This is a genomic window from Lacinutrix venerupis, from assembly GCF_001971745.1.
GTDB lineage: Bacteria > Bacteroidota > Bacteroidia > Flavobacteriales > Flavobacteriaceae > Lacinutrix > Lacinutrix venerupis.
In genome coordinates this window covers 810,288-828,679 of record NZ_CP019352.1, presented here as the reverse complement: position 1 = coordinate 828,679, position 18,392 = coordinate 810,288, and the positions used below count along the sequence as shown (strand labels likewise).

Sequence of the window (18,392 nt, the reverse complement as noted above, 5' to 3'; positions counted from 1 at the left end):
CACCTACAAAGTTTGAGCACTGTAATTGAACAAGATATAATAATTTTATTAAAAAATGGAGACAAAAAAGCCATTTCACTTCTATATGAAAACTATTCTGGTGCATTGCTAGGTGTAGTAAAAAAAGTTATTTCTGATGATGACATTGCTCACGATGTACTACAAGAAAGTTTTATAAAAGTTTGGAAAAAAGGAAAAACTTACGACCCAGATAAAGCTAAGTTATTTACATGGTTATACCGTATTTTCTATAATTCGGCAATAGATAAAGTACGCTCTTTAAACAATAAGATAAAAAAAGAAGTCCAAATTGAAGATTCTAACGTATATAAGCTGACGACCAAGAGTTTAAATCAAGACACGCTAGATATACAAAAGCATTTAAGCAGTTTAGATTTAAAATATCAGGTAGTGCTAAACGCGCTTTTTTTTGAAGGTATGACACAACAAGAAGCAAGCGAAGAATTAGATATTCCATTAGGAACAATTAAATCCAGATTAAAAATAGGATTAAGAGAATTAAAAAAAATTTACAACCCTTAATTGTAAAAACACTAAAGTGATGACTGTTGATAAAGACGCATTTTTAAAAACAGATTTGTTAGAAAGATACCTAACAGGTTTAACAAACTCTCAAGAAAATCTTGAGGTTGAACGCTATATAAATACTTTTCCAGAAGTAAAAGAAGCATACAATAAACTTGAAAACAAATTAGAACTAGTAGCCTTTGCTAATGCTGAAGAAGCTCCTAATTATTTATTGGATAACATTTTAGAATCTTTAGACGAGAAACCTGTTATTGCATTAAAACAAAAACCTAAAAAATCTTGGTTTAATTTTGGAATTGCAGCCAGTGTTGCTGCTTTAATTTTTGCAGGCAGCTCTGTTTATTTTTACTTTCAAAATCAAGATTTATTAAATGAAAACCAAACTATTGTTGAAGAATTATACGATTTAAGAGGTGACATAAACGAAAATAATTTAAAGTTAAATGCGTTAGCAGAACAATTTTCACAACTTAATAATCCTGAAACCGAAAAATATATTTTAAAAGGAAATCGTCGTGCAAAAAACTTAAAAACTGTTGCGTATATTAATCCTAAAGAAAAAACATCCATGATAGATGTTGTTTCTCTCCCTACATTACCAGAAAACCAAGAATATCAAATTTGGGCAGAGTTACAAGATAAGCAAGTAAATTTAGGTATTTTAAGCGTTAGAGATAGACAATTACAACAAATTCCTTATACTAAAGACGCATTAGGTTTAAGTATTACTATTGAAGAAAAAGGAGTTAAAACAAACAGCAATAATAACGATACTCCTGTTGCAGAAATAGAATTAAAATTAGAAGACTAATACTCTAAAATATTCATAAAACAAAAACGCCTTGCAATTGCAAGGCGTTTTTTGTTTCTACTAATTTTAATACTAGTCTTTATTAAAAAAAGCTTTATGTATAAAACCTGCTACAATTGCTCCTGCTATTGGTGCTAACCAAAACAACCATAATTGAGAAGTAAAATCACCGCCTGCAAATAAAGCTTGACTAGTTGATCTAGCAGGATTTACAGATGTATTTGTAATAGGAATACTTATTAAATGTATTAGTGACAACGCTAAACCTATAGCTATACCGGCAAAACCTTTAGGTGCTTTGGGATAAGTACTACCAAGAATAATTAATAAGAAAAATAAGGTTAATAAAAATTCGGCTACAAGTGCAGAAGTCATAGAGTAACCTCCTGGAGAAAGCGCTCCATATCCATTAGCAGCAAAACTACCAATATCCGTAAAGCCATCTTTACCAGAAACAATTAAATACAAAGCTCCTGCCGCTACTATAGCTCCTACAAGTTGCGCTAAAATATAGCCTAATAATTCTTTTGCGGGAAACTTTCCACCAGCCCATAGCCCTATAGATACAGCTGGATTAAAATGAGCTCCAGACACATGACCTACAGCATAAGCCATAGTTAATACGGTTAAACCAAATGCTAGCGAAACACCTACAAATCCAATTCCTAATTCTGGGTATCCAGCTGCAAAAATTGCACTACCACAACCTCCAAATACAAGCCAAAAAGTTCCAAAAAATTCTGCTAAAAGTTTTTTCATAATGTTGATTAATTTTAAAATTATGATTTTAAATTAGTTACATAAAATAATTTAGTAGAGATTGACAACTACATTTTTTGCCAAATACGTTAAAATGCAAAAAACATGGTTTAAAAAAGCAAATACATAACTTCTTTTAAATCATATAAAACTATTACCTTTGCAGTATTATAATTTCAAACATATATTTACGTGAAACTTTTACTACTTACGTTATCATTATTAGGAATTGCATTTGCAGGAATTGCTATTAAAATTTGGGCAAAAAAAGATGGTAAATTTGCAGGAACTTGTGCTAGCCAAAATCCAATGCTTAATAAAGAAGGTGATGCTTGTGGATTCTGCGGAAAAACTCCAGACCAATTCGAAAATTGTAACGAACCACAACACTCTTAATTTTTAATGAGTTTACTTGACGTTGCTTTCTACAGCTTTGTTGTTGTAGCACTTATTCAAGTAGTATACTATGGTGTTCTTTTTGGTAGTTTTTCATTTAAAAAGAAAGAACCTTCAAAACCGCAAAGCGTTCCAATTTCTATATTAATATGCGCTAAAAATGAAGCTAAAAATTTAAAACAATTTTTGCCTTCTATTATTGAGCAAGACTATTATAATTTTGAAATTGTATTAATAAACGATGCTTCTACAGATAAAACTTTAGAAGTCATGGAGCATTATTCAGAAAAACATAATAATATTAAAATTGTTAATGTTAGAAATAATGAAACCTTTTGGGCTAATAAAAAATATGCTTTAACACTTGGTATAAAAGCTGCTCAACATGACCATCTATTATTTACAGACGCAGATTGCAAACCCATTTCAAAACAATGGATTAGTGAAATGGCGTCTCATTTCACCAATAAAAAAACAATTGTTTTAGGATATGGTGCATATCACAAAATACCAAAATCGTTTCTAAATAAATTAATAAGATACGAAACACTTTTAACTGCTATTCAGTATTTTTCTTTTGCAAAACTAAATATGCCATACATGGGAGTTGGCAGAAATTTAGCATATCATCGTGATGAATTTTATAAAACAAATGGCTTTATAAAACATATAAAAATTCGTTCGGGAGACGATGATTTATTTATAAACGAAGCTGCAAATTCAAAAAACACAACTATTTGCTATACAGATATAAGTTTTACAAGTTCCATTCCTAAAAAATCATTTAAAGAGTGGTTTAGGCAAAAACGCCGCCATGTTTCAACAGCAAATAACTATAAGTTTAAGCACAAAGCATTGCTAGCATTATTTTATATATCTCAAATACTATTTTGGTTATTATTAATAATAACATTTACACTTCAAATTTATTGGGAACTGGCTATTGCTATATTAGTTATTAGATTATTAATTCAATACTTATCAATTGGTTTTTCTGCAAAAAAACTAAACGAAATAGATATTCTTTATTTACTTCCATTACTTGAAATATTCTTAATTGGTTTTCAATTAACTATATTTATCACAAATATTATTTCAAAACCAAAATATTGGAAATAAACGAAGCCATAGCTAAAGCAAAAGAAAATAACCAAAAAGCATTTAATTTTTTATTAGATGAGTTTTGGGACTATGTTTATGGTTACCAATTAAAACGAGTATCTAGCGAGCATGATGCAGAAGATATAACTATACAAACTTTTTCGAAAGCTTTTGATAAAATCGATACTTTTAATGAGAAATATAAGTTTAAAACGTGGCTAATTACTATTTCAAAAAACATTCAAATAGATTTACAACGTAAAGAAAAAAGCTCTATAAACTCTAAAATTACAGATCATGAAAATGATACAGTTTATCGCGTTATGGACGATTCTCCAACTGTTGAAGACAAACTTATTACAGAACAAAATCTAGCCAAATTACTTCGTGATATCAAAAAATTAAAACCTCATTATCAAGAAGTAATAAACCTAAGGTATTTTCAAGAATTAACCTATGCCGAAATAAGCCAACAACTTAATGAGCCAATGAATAATGTAAAAGTAAAATTACTTCGTGCAAAAAAATTATTGGCAGAAATAATTACCAAATAAAGGTTAAACTAAAACAACTGCTAAAGGTTTAATAGAATACTTTGTATCTTTGTAAACCGAAAGAAAAATTCTATGAGTACAGAAACAGCATCAGTAATTCTTCCTAAAGAAAGACAGCCTAAACCAAAATGGTTACGTGTAAAATTACCAACTGGAAAAAAATACACAGAGCTTCGTGGATTAGTAGATAAATACAAATTAAATACTATTTGCGCGTCTGGAAGTTGCCCAAATATGGGAGAATGTTGGGGAGAAGGCACTGCAACTTTTATGATATTAGGAAATGTTTGTACACGATCTTGTGGTTTTTGCGGTGTAAAAACTGGAAGACCAGAAACGGTAGATTGGGATGAACCAGAAAAAGTGGCACGCTCAATAAAAATAATGAAAATTAAACATGCCGTTTTAACTAGTGTAGATAGAGACGATTTAAAAGATATGGGAAGCATAATGTGGGCAGAAACTGTAAAATCTGTACGTAGAATGAATCCAGAAACCACCTTAGAAACTTTAATTCCAGATTTTCAAGGTATAGAAAAACACATCGATAGAATTGTTGATGTTGCACCAGAAGTAGTGTCGCATAATATAGAAACTGTAAAACGTCTTACCAGAGAAGTTAGAATACAAGCAAAATACGAACGTAGTTTAGGTGTTTTAAAATATTTAAAACAACAAGGACAACGCAGAACAAAATCTGGTATTATGTTAGGTTTAGGCGAAACTCGCGAAGAAGTAATTGAAACATTACACGATTTACGAAATAATGATGTAGATGTTGTAACTATTGGGCAATACCTTCAACCAAGTAAAAAACACTTACCTGTTAAGCAATTTATTACACCAGATCAATTTAAAGAATACGAAACTATTGGCTTAGACCTAGGTTTTCGACATGTAGAAAGTAGCGCATTAGTACGTTCATCTTACAAAGCTCAAAAACACATTAACTAAATGGTTACTGTTGCTATAAATGGTTTTGGGCGCATAGGCCGCCGTGTTTTTAGATTACTTGAAGAAAAAAACAATATAAAAGTTGTTGCAATTAACGACTTGGCAGATGCAAAAACATTAAGTCATTTATTAAAATATGATAGTATTCATGGTGTTTTTAATGCCGAAATAGCACATACCAAAGACTCTATTATTGTAAATAAAAATAAAGTTGCGCTTTTAAATGAAGCTCATCCAAAAAATATTAACTGGCATTCATATAGCCCTGATTTTGTTATTGAAGCAACAGGAAAATTTAAAACTAAAAAAGAGTTAGATTTTCATATAAAAAATGGAGGAAAACGTGTAATATTAAGCGTTCCTCCTATTGATGATGAAATAAAAACAATTGTTTTAGGTGTTAATGAAACTATTTTAAATGGTAACGAGAGCATAATTTCTAACGCATCTTGCACAACGAATAATGCTGCTCCAATGATTGATGTTATTAATGAGCTTTGCGGTATTAACCAAGCTTATATTACAACAATTCACTCTTATACAACAGACCAAAGTTTACACGATCAACCTCACCGCGATTTACGTCGTGCACGCGCAGCCGGACAATCTATTGTACCAACTACTACTGGAGCTGCAAAAGCACTTACCAAAATTTTCCCAGAATTAGCTAATGTTATTGGCGGTTGTGGTATACGTGTTCCTGTTGCAAATGGTTCGCTTACAGATATTACTTTTAATGTAAAAAACACAGCATCGATAGAAGCTATTAATAATGCCTTTAAAAAAGCATCAGAAAAAAAATATAAAAATATTTTAGAATATACAGAAGATCCAATAGTTTCTATTGATATTGTTGGCAATTCGCACTCGTGTATCTTCGATTCTCAAATGACATCTGTAATTGGTAATATGGTAAAAATTATTGGTTGGTACGATAATGAAACTGGTTACTCAAATCGTATTATAGACTTGATTACCAATTTATCGCAAAAAAAAAAATGCATTTAACGGTTAAATAAGTATATTTGTTGTTAGTAAATATCCTAAAATGTCCCACTTTTATAAAACCTTTTTTATACTATTCTTACTCTTTGGAGCTCTTGTAAATGCGCAAGAACTTTCTTTAGAGGAGTTAGATATACTTCAGGCAAAAGTAAATACGGATCTTTCTTTTGCTCAAAAAAACATAGAGAACTCTTTTTATTTTCAAGCGAAAACAAACATAGACAGTGCTTTAGAAAATGCTAAAAAACTTGATAATAAAAAAAGCTTAGGTTTAGTTTATTCTAAATTAGGTAAAATTCAACATTTATTAGAAGAAGATAGCGAAGCTACAAATACACTTATTAAAGCTATAGAAATACAACGCTTTGCAAAAGATAATATAAATATTGCCGAAACATACAAAACACTTGCAGATGTTTATATGGCAACAAAAAAATATGAAAAAGCCTTAGATTATTATAAATCTGCAGAAACACTTTTTAATCAAGAAGATTTACCTAATTACGAAGCAGAAACATTATTAAAAAAAGGACAAGCCTACCTTGCTTTAAAGAATTTTAAAAAAGCTGAAAGCACTTTAAGTAAAGCGGTTTCTCTATCTCAACGATATAAGTTAAACAAACTATTAAGTAGTAGTTTAATTTATTTAGGCGAAGCACAAGCAGAATTAGGCAGACTAGGTATCGCGTTAAAAATAGCTCAGGAAGGTTTTACAATTGCTAAAGAAGATAAAAATTTAGATGTTTTAAGTGCTGGCTATTTAACCTTAAGTAACCTATACGAAGCTGATGGTAATTACAAACTAGCCAATAAATATTTAAGATCTCATTTAAAACTATCAGATTCTTTATTAAATATTAAAAGAGCATTAGTTTCTCCAGAAAAAAGAAACGAATACTTAATAGCTAATCAAATTCAGTATCAAAAAAATAGTAAAGCAGATTTAGAAGAGGAAACTAGTGCAAATATCATTACACAATTAATTACAATTTTAAGTATTGCCTTAATTACAATACTTTCTCTGTTAACTTTATCTCTTTACAAAAACAATAATATTAGATTAAAATCTAACAATATATTACATAAAAAAAATAGCGAACTTATTATTAGTAAGGAAAAAGCAGAACTAGCCTCTAAGACTAAAGCTAATTTTTTATCTACCGTAACTCACGAATTACGTACACCTTTATACGCAGTAACAGGCTTAACAAATATGCTTTTGGACGAGAATCCAAAACCAGAACAAATACCACATTTAAAATCTTTAAAATTTTCTGGAGATTACTTACTAACTTTTATAAATGATATTCTTCAAATTAATAAAATTGAGGCTAATAAAGTAGAAATTGAAAAAGAAGTATTTAATTTAAAAAAGAAAATAGCTAATGTAATTTCTGCTTTAAACAACTCTGCAGCAGGAAACAATGTAAATTTACATTTTGAATACGACGAAAATTTACCTCATAATTACAATGCAGACCAACTTAAAATTTCTCAAATTTTAATTAACTTAATTGGTAACTCTATCAAGTTTACAAAAGATGGAGATATTTGGGTTCGCGCCACAAAAATTAATGAGAAAAACGAAATATATAATATTAGGTTTGAAGTTCAAGACAATGGAATTGGGATAAGCAAAGAAAAACAAGAACACATGTTCGAAAGTTTCTCTCAAGGCTCTATACAAATTAATAGAAAGTATGGAGGAACTGGTTTAGGACTTTCTATTGTTAAAGGATTAATAGATATTTTAAATGGTAAAATCTACCTTAAAAGTGTATTAGGTCAAGGCTCTAGCTTTTATTTTGAACTTCCCTTAGAATATGCAGAAGAAGCGGTTAAAAAAGAACAATTAAATTACTTTAAAGATATTAACGAATTAGAATTAAGTAACATTAAGATTTTGGTAGTTGAAGACAACAAAATTAACCAAATGATTACCAAAAAGATCTTAAATAAAATGAAGCTTAATTGCGAAGTTGTTGAAAACGGTGAGCATGCTGTTGAAAAAGTAAAAGAAAACCAATACGATGTTGTGCTAATGGATATTCACATGCCTGGAATAAGTGGTATTGAAGCAACAAAAATTATACGAACATTCAATAAAGACCTTACTATTTTTGCACTTACTGCCGTAACTATAGAAGATAAAATGGCAGAATTTGATGATGCTGGATTTACAGACATTATTAGCAAACCATTTAAGCAAGAAGATTTCGAAAAGAAACTTTTTGAAGCTTTAATTCTTAAAGAAAAAGCCTAACATTTAATAGCAGCCTTAACAAGGTTATTAAAATCGATCTGTCTATCTATAGCAATCTTTATAGGCAAATAAAAAAGTTTATTACTTAAAGTCGGTTCTGCAATTAACCTAACATAATCTTTTTCGGTAGTTATAATTAAATTATTTTTAGCAATAGACTCAATCTCTTTTTTAGAAAAATTATGATGATCGCTAAACTCTAAATGATTAAAATTTAAACCACTATTTTTTAAAAATACAACTAAAGGTTTTGCATTTGCAATTCCAGTAACAAGTGTAAATTCTTTTAAATTATTTAAAGCTACTACACCACTATTTCCTATCACTTCTTTCGCGTAACTAATAGAGCTAAAAAATACATGTTGATAATCTTTAGGTCTCAATTCAGCTATTATACTAACTTTCTTTTCTTCAGATAAATTATCAGGACATTTAGTAACCACAATTATTTGTGCTCGTTTTGCTCCTTCTCTAGGTTCTCGCAAATTACCTGTTGGCAAAACAATGTCTTTAGCATACAAATTAGAGTAAGTAGTTAATAATATATTAAGTTTTGCCTCTACTTTTCTATGCTGATAAGCATCATCCAAAATAATTAACTCTGGTTTATTGTTTAATGCTCTTAAATTTAAAATACCACGTTGTCTATTTTCATCTACTGAAACGCGAATACTATTTTTAAATTTATTGTAAAACTGAAAAGGCTCATCGCCTAAAGTATTAGCTGTAGAATTTTCTGAAGCCAAAACAAAACCCTTTGTTTTTCTTCCGTAGCCGCGACTTAAAGTAGCTAAATTATAATTTTCATTTAATAACTTTATTAAATACTCTACCATAGGAGTTTTTCCTGTTCCACCGGCACTTAAATTTCCAACACATATAATAGGAAAATTATAATTCTTAGATTTTTTCATACCTAAATCGTATAATTTATTTCGGCACCAAGTAACTATAAAATAAATAGGTACAATAGGTAATAATAAAAGTCTAATAAATTTCATCAATCAAGTTTCAACATAACGAAAGTAAAAATTTTATATTTGTTATTCTTAAAAACTGTAAATCAATTCCTGAAACTTATGATAATTCAAGATGTTATTAATCACCTAGAAGACTTTGCACCTTTAGCTTATGCTGAAGATTTTGATAATGTAGGTTTACTTGTAGGCGACAAAAATGCTAATTTAACAGGAGTTTTAGTAACTTTAGACACCTTGGAGGCAGTTGTGGACGAAGCCATAGAAAACAATTGTAATTTAATTGTTAGCTTTCATCCTATTATTTTTAAAGGTCTAAAAAAGCTTACAGGAAAAACTTATGTAGAACGTACAGTGCTTAAAGCTATAAAAAATGATATTGCCATATATGCAATACATACTGCATTAGACAACCACATACACGGTGTAAACGATATTATTTGCGAACAATTAAAACTTGAAAATCGAAAAATTTTAATACCGCAAGCGCAAACTATAAAAAAACTAACCACATATGTTCCCAAAGCAGAAGCCAACAATTTAAGGCAAGCAATATTTAATATTGGTGCAGGAAATATTGGAAATTATAGTAATTGTAGTTTTAATGTAGAAGGCATTGGAACATTTAATGGCAACGAGAACTCTAATCCTGTAATTGGAAAAAAAGGAGAAACTGCTTTTGAAGAAGAAACTAAAATAACTATAACTTTTGCAAAACATTTAGAAGCTAAAGTATTAAAAACACTTTTTGAAACTCATTCTTACGAAGAAGTTGCATACGAAATAACTACTTTAGAAAACACTAATCAAAATATAGGTATGGGAATGGTTGGTACTCTACAAAAACCAATGACAGAAACTGATTTTTTAGTTTATTTAAAAACAAAAATGAATGTTCAAGCCATCCGCCATTCAAAATTTCTAAATAAACCTGTACAAAAAATTGCAGTATTAGGAGGCTCGGGAAGTTTTGCAATTGCAGCCGCAAAGGCAGTAAAAGCTGATGTTTTTATTACTGCAGATTTAAAATACCATGACTTTTTTTCAGCAGAAAATAGTATTCTTCTAGCAGATATTGGACATTATGAAAGTGAACAATACACAAAAAACGGTTTAGTTGCACATCTTACAAAAAAAATTAGTAATTTTGCAATCGTTTTATCGAAGACAAACACCAATCCTGTTAAGTATTTTTAAAATATGGCAAAGAGTAAAGAAATAAGTGTAGAACAACGTTTAAGAGCTTTATACGATTTACAATTAATCGATTCTAGAATCGATGAGATAAGAAACGTTCGTGGAGAACTACCTTTAGAAGTTAGCGACCTTGAAGACGAAGTTACTGGATTAAAAACTAGATTAGAAAAACTTGAAGATAATTTAACATCTATCGATGCACAAATTAGCGACAAGAAAAACCTAATTGAAGAAGCAAAAACTTTAATAAAAAAGTATAGCGAGCAACAACAAAATGTTAGAAATAACAGAGAGTTTAACTCACTTACTAAAGAAGTAGAATATCAAGAACTTGAAATTGAATTAGCTGAAAAACACATTAGAGAATTCAAAGCTCAAATAGAGCAAAAGAAAGAAGTTATTGAAAAAACTAAAGAGCACACAAAAGAACGTGAAACTCACCTTAAACATAAAAAAGGTGAATTAGATGCTATTTTAGCAGAAACTGAAAAAGAAGAAGAAGCATTACTTAAAAAATCTGACGACTACAAAAAGAAGATTGAAGATCGTTTAGTAAAAGCTTACAACCGTATTCGTACTAATGTAAAAAATGGTTTAGCTGTTGTACCAATCGAAAGAGGTGCATCTGGAGGTTCTTACTTTACAATTCCACCACAAGTACAAATGGAAATTGCTTCTCGTAAAAAAATTATTACAGATGAGCATTCAGGACGTATTTTAGTTGATGAAGCTTTAGCTGAAGAACAAAAAGAGAAAATGGAAAAATTGTTTAAAAAACTATAATCCATTTCTAAATAATACAATCAAAGCCTTCATAAATTATGAAGGCTTTTTTTATAGCTTGTATTAAAGTTATAACAATCCTTTTTTATGAAAATTTTAATACAAATGCTATTTAGTATTTATATATTATTACGACTATTTTAAAAAAAATTCTATGAAAAAGACACTTTTATTATTAGCTATTGCAACATTATTTAGTTGTAAAAACACAGCTCAAAGCTCAGAAAACAATAAAACACAAGAATCTATAAAAACGGCAACACCAATAGAAGTTCCTTTAAAAAACGGCATGGCTAAAGCTTATTTTGCAAGCGGTTGTTTTTGGTGCGTAGAAGCTATTTACGAAAGTGTAAAAGGTGTAGAAGAATCTATTTCTGGTTATGCTGGAGGGCATACAAAAAATCCAACATACGAAGCTAGTAATACTGGAAGAACTGGGCATGCAGAAGCTGTAGAAATTATTTATAATCCAGACATTGTAAGTTTTAGTACATTAGTCGATGTTTATTTTGCTTCGCAAAATCCAACTCAAGTAAATGGCCAAGGTCCAGATAGAGGCTCTCAATATCGTTCAATAATTTTTTACCAAAACCAAGAACAAAAACAAATTATTGAAACTAAAAAAGCTGCATTATCAAAAAAATTAGGAACAACAATTGCTGCCGAAGTATATCCGTTTCAAAAATTTTGGATAGCCGAAGATTATCATCAAAATTACGAAAAATTACATCCAAACAATTCTTACATAAAAAATGTTTCTATACCTAGATTAAAACGTTTTCAAGCTAAAATGCCAGAGGTTTTAAAAGCTAATCATTAATACAAAACAGTTAAATATTTACTCTTTATAAAACAGTACTCTTTTAAAACCACCACAATTATATTACATTTACAAAGTAAATCTACCAACGTATAAAAATTACTACAATTGATATCAAAATCAACCATAGACCAAGTATATGAAACCGCTCGATTAGAGGAGGTTATAGGCGATTTTGTTCAATTAAAAAAAGCAGGTAGCAATTTTAAAGGATTAAGTCCTTTTAGCGAGGAACGATCGCCAAGTTTTATGGTATCTCCTGTTAAACAAATTTGGAAAGATTTCTCTAGCGGAAAAGGAGGAAATGTCGTTGCATTTTTAATGGAACACGAACATTTTACCTATCCAGAAGCCATAAAGTATTTGGCCAAAAAATATAATATTGAAATTGAGGAAACAGAACAGTCTAACGAGCAAAAAGAAGCCCAAGACAAACGCGAAAGTTTATATCTAGTAAGCGAATATGCAAACACATATTTTAAACACATTTTGCATAAAACAGATAAAGGCAAATCTATTGGTTTAAGCTATTTTAAAGAGCGTGGTTTTACAGAGGAAACTATAAAAAAATTCGATTTAGGTTATTGTACAGATTCTTGGAGCGCATTTACAGACGAAGCTTTAAAAAAAGGTTATAAACTAGAGTTTTTAGCCGAAACTGGTTTAACTATAGACAAAGGAGACAAACAGTTTGATAGATTTAAAGGACGTGTTATGTTTCCTATACAAAGCATGAGCGGACGTGTTTTAGGCTTTGGAGGACGTATTTTAACTAATGATAAAAAAGCTGCTAAATATTTAAATTCTCCAGAAAGCGATATTTACCATAAAAGTAAAGTTTTATATGGTATTTATCATGCAAAGCAAAGTATTGCAAAAGAAGACAATTGTTATTTAGTAGAAGGCTATACAGATGTTATTCAGTTTCATCAAACCGGAGTTAAAAATGTTGTTTCTTCTTCTGGAACAGCATTAACAAGCGATCAAATTCGTTTAATAAACAGACTAACAAAAAATATTACTGTACTTTTTGATGGTGATGCTGCTGGAATGCGTGCATCATTACGTGGTATCGATCTTATTTTAGAGCAAGGCATGAACGTTAAAGTTTGTACTTTTCCAGAAGGTGAAGATCCAGATAGTTTTGCAAAAACAAATACTTTAGAAGAGTTAGAACACTACTTAAATGAAAACGCTAAAGATTTCATTCAATTTAAGGCTTCAGTTTTGTATGAAGATTCTAAAAACGATCCTATAAAAAAAGCTGAAACTATAAGCGATATAATTAATAGTATTGCTAAAATTCCAGATCGCATTAAACGAGAGGTTTACATTCAAGAATGTTCAAGAATTATGGATATAAGTGAAGGTGTTTTGTTTAGTACCTTAGCTCAGTTAACTCAAAAAGAAAATAAAAACCAAGCCAAACAACAACAAAAACCGCAGCAAGCTTTTGAAGTTATCAAGCAAGAGCCAGTAAAAAAATTAGATGTACAATTTATTTTAGAAAGAAAAATTATAGAAATTCTTTTACTTTATGGCAATAAAACCGAAGATTTTGAAGATTTGGTTTTAAAGGAAAACGATAATGGTGATTTAGTTTTAGAGCCTGTTATTCATCAAGCAAAAGTTTTTGAAAAAGTATTTTTAGACCTGCAAGACGATGAAATGGAATTCTCTAATGAGCAATTTAAAAATTTATATTATAAGATAATTGAAACATTAAATCAGAATCCAGAATTTTCATCAGAAAACTTAATTAATACGGTAGATGCAGAGGTTGGCAATGCTATTACCACTATATTAATGGAAGACGAACGTTATTTCCTGTCTGATTGGGAACGCAAAAATATTTTCCCAAAATCTAAAAACGACACTGTTGCACAATTGGTTAGCGAAACTATTTTATGCTTACGTTGCCATTTAATAGACAGAAAAGTACTTGGTTTTCAACAACAAACTTTAGAAAACAAAAACGAGGTTAACAAAAATATTTTAGAAGAAGTAAAAGATTATTCAGGGCTAAAAATGTTATTATCAAGAAAATTAAACCGAGTATTATAACTCCATGGTTTTAGATTGATTAACTAAATCTACTAAATTATCTACATTTAATTTTTTCATTAATCTTGCTCTATAAGTACTTACCGTTTTCTCATTAATTTTAAGTTCCGAAGCAATATCCTTATTACGTTTTCCAGATGCAAGTAATTTTAACACCTCGACTTCTCTAGTAGAAAGTTTTTTGTAATAAGAACTACCTTTAAAGTCTTTAGAGTTTTTATTTAAGCGCTGCATTAAATTATTGCTCAAATACATGCCATTATTATATACTTTTAATATAGCTTCTCTAAGCGTTATAATACCGGCAGTTTTTGGCACAAATCCATTAGCACCAGCTTTTATAGAGCTTACAGCGTAAACATCTTCAGACTGCGCACTAAACATTATAATTTTCGTGTCTGGAAAATCTTTTTTTATGCGTCTAATAGCTGTTAAACCGTTAAGTTTAGGCAAATCAATTTCTGTTAATATAACATCAACAGGCGTGCTTTTAAGAAATTCGAAGATAGCTTCGCCATTATCAACACTGCCCATGAACTTAATATCACGTGATACATTAAATACAAGCTCCAGACCTTTGCTTACAATAGGATGCTGATCAACCACTAATAGCTTGACCATAGTTTACAAGTTTTACTTTTAATTTAAGTAGTTAACTCAAAAAAAAAATTATATAGATAAATAATAATAGCAAAACAAAGGTAGGAAATATTATTACAAATTTAACAACTACTTGAATTCCTTAGGAATTTCGCAAACAGGAATTTGTACCATCTTGTGTTTGTTGGCATTATTGTATCTTTTATAAATATTAAAAACCTCTTTTTCTCTTCCTTTGAAATCTTTTTCCGTCATCCCATTCTCACATTTTTCCATTGCCCATTCTAATTCTGGATAAGAAGCACCTATTTGTTGCTCATCACTTCTCGCATCGCCAAAAAGACCATCACTTGGTGCTGCAACCATTATGGAGTTAGAAACTTCTAAATATTCTCCAACAGCATAAACTTCGCTTTTTAATAAATCTGCTATAGGACTTAAATCTACACCTCCATCGCCATACTTAGTATAAAAACCAACACCAAAATCCTCTACTTTATTTCCAGTACCGGCTACTAGCAAACCTAATAATCCAGCATGATAATATAAAGTAGTCATCCTTAAACGAGCTCTTGTATTAGCTAAAGCCATATCTACAACCTCCTGTTTACCTTCTAAAGAAACTTCGGTTTTAAACTCCTCAAAAACTGGAGTTAAATCCGTTCTTGTAGCACTTACATTTGGAAATTTAGCTTTTAATTTTTTAATATGCTCTTGCGCACGAGACACATGGCTTTCTGCTTGGTGAATAGGCATTTCAATACACAAAACATCTAATCCTGTTTTTGCACATAATGTTGATGTTACAGCAGAATCTATTCCACCTGAAATTCCAACAACAAAACCATTAACTTTCGCGTTAACAGCATACTCTTTTAACCATTTTACAATATGATTTACAACTTTTTCTGTTTGCATTTTTTGAAGTATTTTAAACAAAGAATAGTACCTTTGCCTAACAAAAATAAAGCAAACACACTAGTTATAAAAATGAAAAGCCTTTTGAAACCTATTTATCTTCTATTAATTTTATTTTTAACTATATTTTCTTGTAAAAAAGATGATAAAATTGAAACTGAAATTTCGAAAATAAATATCGATTTTTCTATCGAAAGATTCGACAAAGCTTTTGCACAAGCTAAAGAAAAAGACCTAACTGCTTTAAAAGAAACTTTTCCTTTTATGTTTCCCAAAAAATATAATGATGCTTTTTGGGTTGAAAAAATGAAAGATACGCTACAAGTTGAATTACAAAATGAAGCCATTAAAAAATTTGAAAACTTAAGCAAAGAAACAAACGAGATAAAATCTTTATTTAAACATTTAAAATATTATTTTCCTCAATTTAATACACCAAGAATAATTACTGTAGCATCTGATGTAGATTATAGAAATAAAGTAATTGTAACAGATTCTATTGTTGTTTTACCGCTAACTAATTACTTAGGTAAAACACATTATTTTTATCAAGGAATTCAAGAATATATTGCGCAGGATTTAGAACCAAATTTTATAATTGTAGATTTAGCAGATAAGTATGCTAAGCACTATACTCCTCTTCAAGAAAGAAAAACTTTTTTAGAAGATTTAATTTACGAAGGAAAGCTGCTATATTTTAAAGACAAAGTCATTCCTTTTAAAACAAATGCAGAAAAATTAAATTACACAAAAGACCAATATAATTGGGCTCAAAATAACGAAGAATATATATGGCGTTATTTTGTAGATAAAGAACTATTATTTAGCACAGACAATAAATTAGCTAGTCGTTTTATTAATCCTGCTCCTTTTTCAAAATTTTATTTAGAACAAATAGACAGTGAATCGCCAGGAGAAATTGGTAAATATATAGGATGGCAAATAGTACGTGCTTATATGGAAAACAATACAATCTCTTTCAAACAAATGCTTACTAAAAGCGCAGAAGAAATATTTGATAACGCAAAATACAAACCTAGAAAATAATGGCAAATTTAAAATCTAAAATCACCTTAAACGTAGAGTTAGACGAAAATAGAGTTCCAGAAAAATTAAATTGGACAGCACAAGATGGAGGTATAACAAATGCTGAAGCAAAAGCAATGATGCTATCTGTATGGGATAGCGCCGCTCAAGAATCTTTAAGAATAGATTTATGGACAAAAGATATGCCTGTAGATGAAATGAAAGTTTTTTTCCATCAAACCTTAGTTGCAATGAGTAATACTTTTAATCGAGCAACACAAGATGAAAAAATGACCGCTACAATGAAAGATTTCTGCGATTATTTTGCAGAAAAATTAGAATTAAAAAAATAACCTATCACAAATAATATAATTAAATTAAGATTTTTTTAATAATTATATTTTTAGCTCTCTTTATATATTTTATATCTTGGTGAGAATTAATTTAAACGTACTATTTATGAAAAAAATTACTTTATTTTTTATTTTACTCACTGCTTCATTTTCTTTCGGACAAGTTGTTCTTTCTGAAGATTTTAACTCTAGTTTAACTATCCCAGCAGGATGGTCTAACAATGATATTGCTGCTGCTGGAGACACTTGGACTATTGAAGATAGTGGAGAGGCTGCTTTAGCTGGAGCAGGAAACACATTAATATTCACTACTGGTGGTGCAGATGGTAATTATGCCGCTTTTGATAGTGATGGTACAAGTGACAACAGTTTACCAGAAAATGTAGCGTTAGAAAGCCCTATATTTAGTTGTGCAGCTTTAACACAAGTAACTTTAGAATATAATCATTTATTTGCTGGTAACTTTGGAGGAGAAGGCCTTGTTGAAGTTTCTGCTGATGGTGGAACAACTTGGAATAATGTAGCTACTTACAATGCCGATAATTATGCTGGAGGCTTAATTACTGCGGATGTAACTACAGAACTTGCTGGAGCTTCTAGTGCGCAAGTTCGTTTTAGATGGACTGGAGATTTCTCTGTTGCTTGGTATGTGGATAACGTTAGCGTTTACCAATGTGCTGAAACTGCTGCACCTAGTTGTGTTACTCCTATTACTCCAATAGACGGAGAAACATCTGCTGGTACTGGAAATGGGACTGATATTGATGTAACTTTTTCTTGGACTACAGATCCAAACGCAAGTAGTTATGAGTTATTTATAAATAATTTTTCTCAAGGTATACGTACATCTGGTGTTACCTTTTCTGGTTTCACACCATCTACAGCTTATACTTGGAGCGTAGTACCATCAAATTGCTTTGGAGAAGCTACAGGATGTGCTACATGGAATTTTACCACAAACAGTGACATATCATTATCTACTGAAGATTTTGAATTAAATAATTCTATTTCTCACTTCTATAATACAGATACAAACAATTTAACATTAACATCATCAACGTTACCTTTTTCAAGCGTAGAACTTTACAGCATATTAGGTCAACAAGTGTTAAGTAAAAAATTATCTCAAACTAATGAGTCTCTAAATTTATCTCATTTAAATGATGGTATTTACATTGCTAAAGTTAGTATTGAAGGTAAAACTGAAACTATAAAATTTGTAAAGAAATAAATACTAAGTATTTATTTTAATAATTAAAAAA

Annotated in this window: 19 protein-coding genes; 15 read left to right on the top strand and 4 right to left on the bottom strand. The window is 30.0% G+C overall.

Features of this window, described 5'->3' with window-relative positions:
* Positions 1-12: 12 nt before the first annotated feature.
* Together BWR22_RS03720 and BWR22_RS03715 are read left to right on the top strand one after the other, a co-directional pair.
* Entirely contained in the window at positions 13-543 is a 531-nt protein-coding gene (locus BWR22_RS03720; RefSeq protein ID WP_076732094.1) for an RNA polymerase sigma factor, read from the top strand.
* A gap of 19 nt (positions 544-562) precedes the next feature.
* Positions 563-1,360 carry an anti-sigma factor domain-containing protein gene (locus tag BWR22_RS03715; RefSeq protein ID WP_076732093.1) on the top strand — a complete coding sequence of 266 codons (798 nt, stop codon included), beginning with the start codon at positions 563-565 and terminating at the stop codon, positions 1,358-1,360.
* 72 nt (positions 1,361-1,432) lie between these two features.
* Here BWR22_RS03715 and aqpZ read toward each other — a convergent pair whose 3' ends face one another.
* Positions 1,433-2,119, bottom strand: coding sequence for an aquaporin Z (gene aqpZ / locus BWR22_RS03710; protein WP_076732092.1), 687 nt, complete (start codon positions 2,117-2,119; stop codon positions 1,433-1,435).
* A 192-nt stretch (positions 2,120-2,311) separates the two neighbouring features.
* On the opposite strand from aqpZ, the gene BWR22_RS03705 reads away from it, so the two are divergent.
* From BWR22_RS03705 to BWR22_RS03680, 6 genes are all read left to right on the top strand, one after another.
* Complete coding sequence (locus BWR22_RS03705; RefSeq protein WP_076732091.1) at positions 2,312-2,515, top strand: membrane or secreted protein; 204 nt, start codon at positions 2,312-2,314, stop codon at positions 2,513-2,515.
* 6 nt (positions 2,516-2,521) lie between these two features.
* Positions 2,522-3,634 (top strand): glycosyltransferase, encoded by a 1,113-nt coding sequence (locus BWR22_RS03700; RefSeq protein WP_076732090.1) that lies wholly within the window; start codon positions 2,522-2,524, stop codon positions 3,632-3,634.
* Positions 3,625-4,170 carry an RNA polymerase sigma factor gene (locus BWR22_RS03695; RefSeq protein WP_076732089.1) on the top strand — a complete coding sequence of 182 codons (546 nt, stop codon included), beginning with the start codon at positions 3,625-3,627 and terminating at the stop codon, positions 4,168-4,170. The genes BWR22_RS03700 and BWR22_RS03695 overlap by 10 nt, the downstream gene beginning before the upstream one ends.
* Before the next feature lie 72 nt (positions 4,171-4,242).
* Positions 4,243-5,124: a lipoyl synthase gene (gene lipA, locus BWR22_RS03690; protein ID WP_076732088.1), complete on the top strand. Its 882-nt coding sequence runs from the start codon at positions 4,243-4,245 to the stop codon at positions 5,122-5,124.
* The gene (gene gap / locus BWR22_RS03685; RefSeq protein WP_076732087.1) at positions 5,125-6,132 is read left to right on the top strand and encodes a type I glyceraldehyde-3-phosphate dehydrogenase; all 1,008 of its coding nucleotides are present in this window, start codon (positions 5,125-5,127) and stop codon (positions 6,130-6,132) included. It begins immediately after the preceding gene.
* Between the two features lie 40 nt (positions 6,133-6,172).
* On the top strand, positions 6,173-8,392 hold the full coding sequence (locus tag BWR22_RS03680) for an ATP-binding protein (protein WP_076732086.1): 2,220 nt from the start codon (positions 6,173-6,175) through the stop codon (positions 8,390-8,392).
* Here the strand turns inward: BWR22_RS03680 and lpxK are convergent.
* Positions 8,389-9,393 carry a tetraacyldisaccharide 4'-kinase gene (gene lpxK / locus BWR22_RS03675; RefSeq protein WP_076732085.1) on the bottom strand — a complete coding sequence of 335 codons (1,005 nt, stop codon included), beginning with the start codon at positions 9,391-9,393 and terminating at the stop codon, positions 8,389-8,391. The two genes, BWR22_RS03680 and lpxK, sit on opposite strands and share 4 nt — an antisense overlap.
* Before the next feature lie 78 nt (positions 9,394-9,471).
* Between lpxK and BWR22_RS03670 the strand changes: the two genes are divergently transcribed.
* The 4 genes from BWR22_RS03670 (at position 9,472) to dnaG (ending at position 14,233) form a co-directional block, all read left to right on the top strand.
* Positions 9,472-10,566: a Nif3-like dinuclear metal center hexameric protein gene (locus BWR22_RS03670; protein ID WP_076732084.1), complete on the top strand. Its 1,095-nt coding sequence runs from the start codon at positions 9,472-9,474 to the stop codon at positions 10,564-10,566.
* Positions 10,567-10,569: 3 nt separating this feature from the next.
* Positions 10,570-11,349, top strand: a complete 780-nt coding sequence (locus tag BWR22_RS03665; protein WP_076732083.1) for a zinc ribbon domain-containing protein — start codon at positions 10,570-10,572, stop codon at positions 11,347-11,349.
* A gap of 154 nt (positions 11,350-11,503) precedes the next feature.
* On the top strand, positions 11,504-12,169 hold the full coding sequence (gene msrA / locus BWR22_RS03660; protein WP_076732082.1) for a peptide-methionine (S)-S-oxide reductase MsrA: 666 nt from the start codon (positions 11,504-11,506) through the stop codon (positions 12,167-12,169).
* Positions 12,170-12,277: 108 nt separating this feature from the next.
* Complete coding sequence (gene dnaG / locus BWR22_RS03655) at positions 12,278-14,233, top strand: DNA primase (RefSeq protein ID WP_076732081.1); 1,956 nt, start codon at positions 12,278-12,280, stop codon at positions 14,231-14,233.
* Here the strand turns inward: dnaG and BWR22_RS03650 are convergent.
* Positions 14,228-14,854, bottom strand: coding sequence for a response regulator (locus BWR22_RS03650; RefSeq protein ID WP_076732080.1), 627 nt, complete (start codon positions 14,852-14,854; stop codon positions 14,228-14,230). The genes dnaG and BWR22_RS03650 overlap by 6 nt on opposite strands.
* 108 nt (positions 14,855-14,962) lie before the next feature.
* Positions 14,963-15,751: an NAD(+) synthase gene (gene nadE, locus BWR22_RS03645; RefSeq protein ID WP_076732079.1), complete on the bottom strand. Its 789-nt coding sequence runs from the start codon at positions 15,749-15,751 to the stop codon at positions 14,963-14,965.
* 84 nt (positions 15,752-15,835) lie between these two features.
* Between nadE and gldB the strand changes: the two genes are divergently transcribed.
* The 3 genes from gldB to BWR22_RS03630 all read left to right on the top strand — a co-directional run bounded on the left by gldB (position 15,836) and on the right by BWR22_RS03630 (position 18,361).
* On the top strand, positions 15,836-16,798 hold the full coding sequence (gene gldB / locus BWR22_RS03640) for a gliding motility lipoprotein GldB (protein ID WP_156875606.1): 963 nt from the start codon (positions 15,836-15,838) through the stop codon (positions 16,796-16,798).
* Positions 16,798-17,130: a gliding motility protein GldC gene (gene gldC, locus BWR22_RS03635; RefSeq protein ID WP_076732078.1), complete on the top strand. Its 333-nt coding sequence runs from the start codon at positions 16,798-16,800 to the stop codon at positions 17,128-17,130. The genes gldB and gldC overlap by 1 nt, the downstream gene beginning before the upstream one ends.
* A 106-nt stretch (positions 17,131-17,236) precedes the next feature.
* The gene (locus tag BWR22_RS03630) at positions 17,237-18,361 is read left to right on the top strand and encodes a T9SS type A sorting domain-containing protein (protein ID WP_076732077.1); all 1,125 of its coding nucleotides are present in this window, start codon (positions 17,237-17,239) and stop codon (positions 18,359-18,361) included.
* Positions 18,362-18,392: the final 31 nt, after the last annotated feature.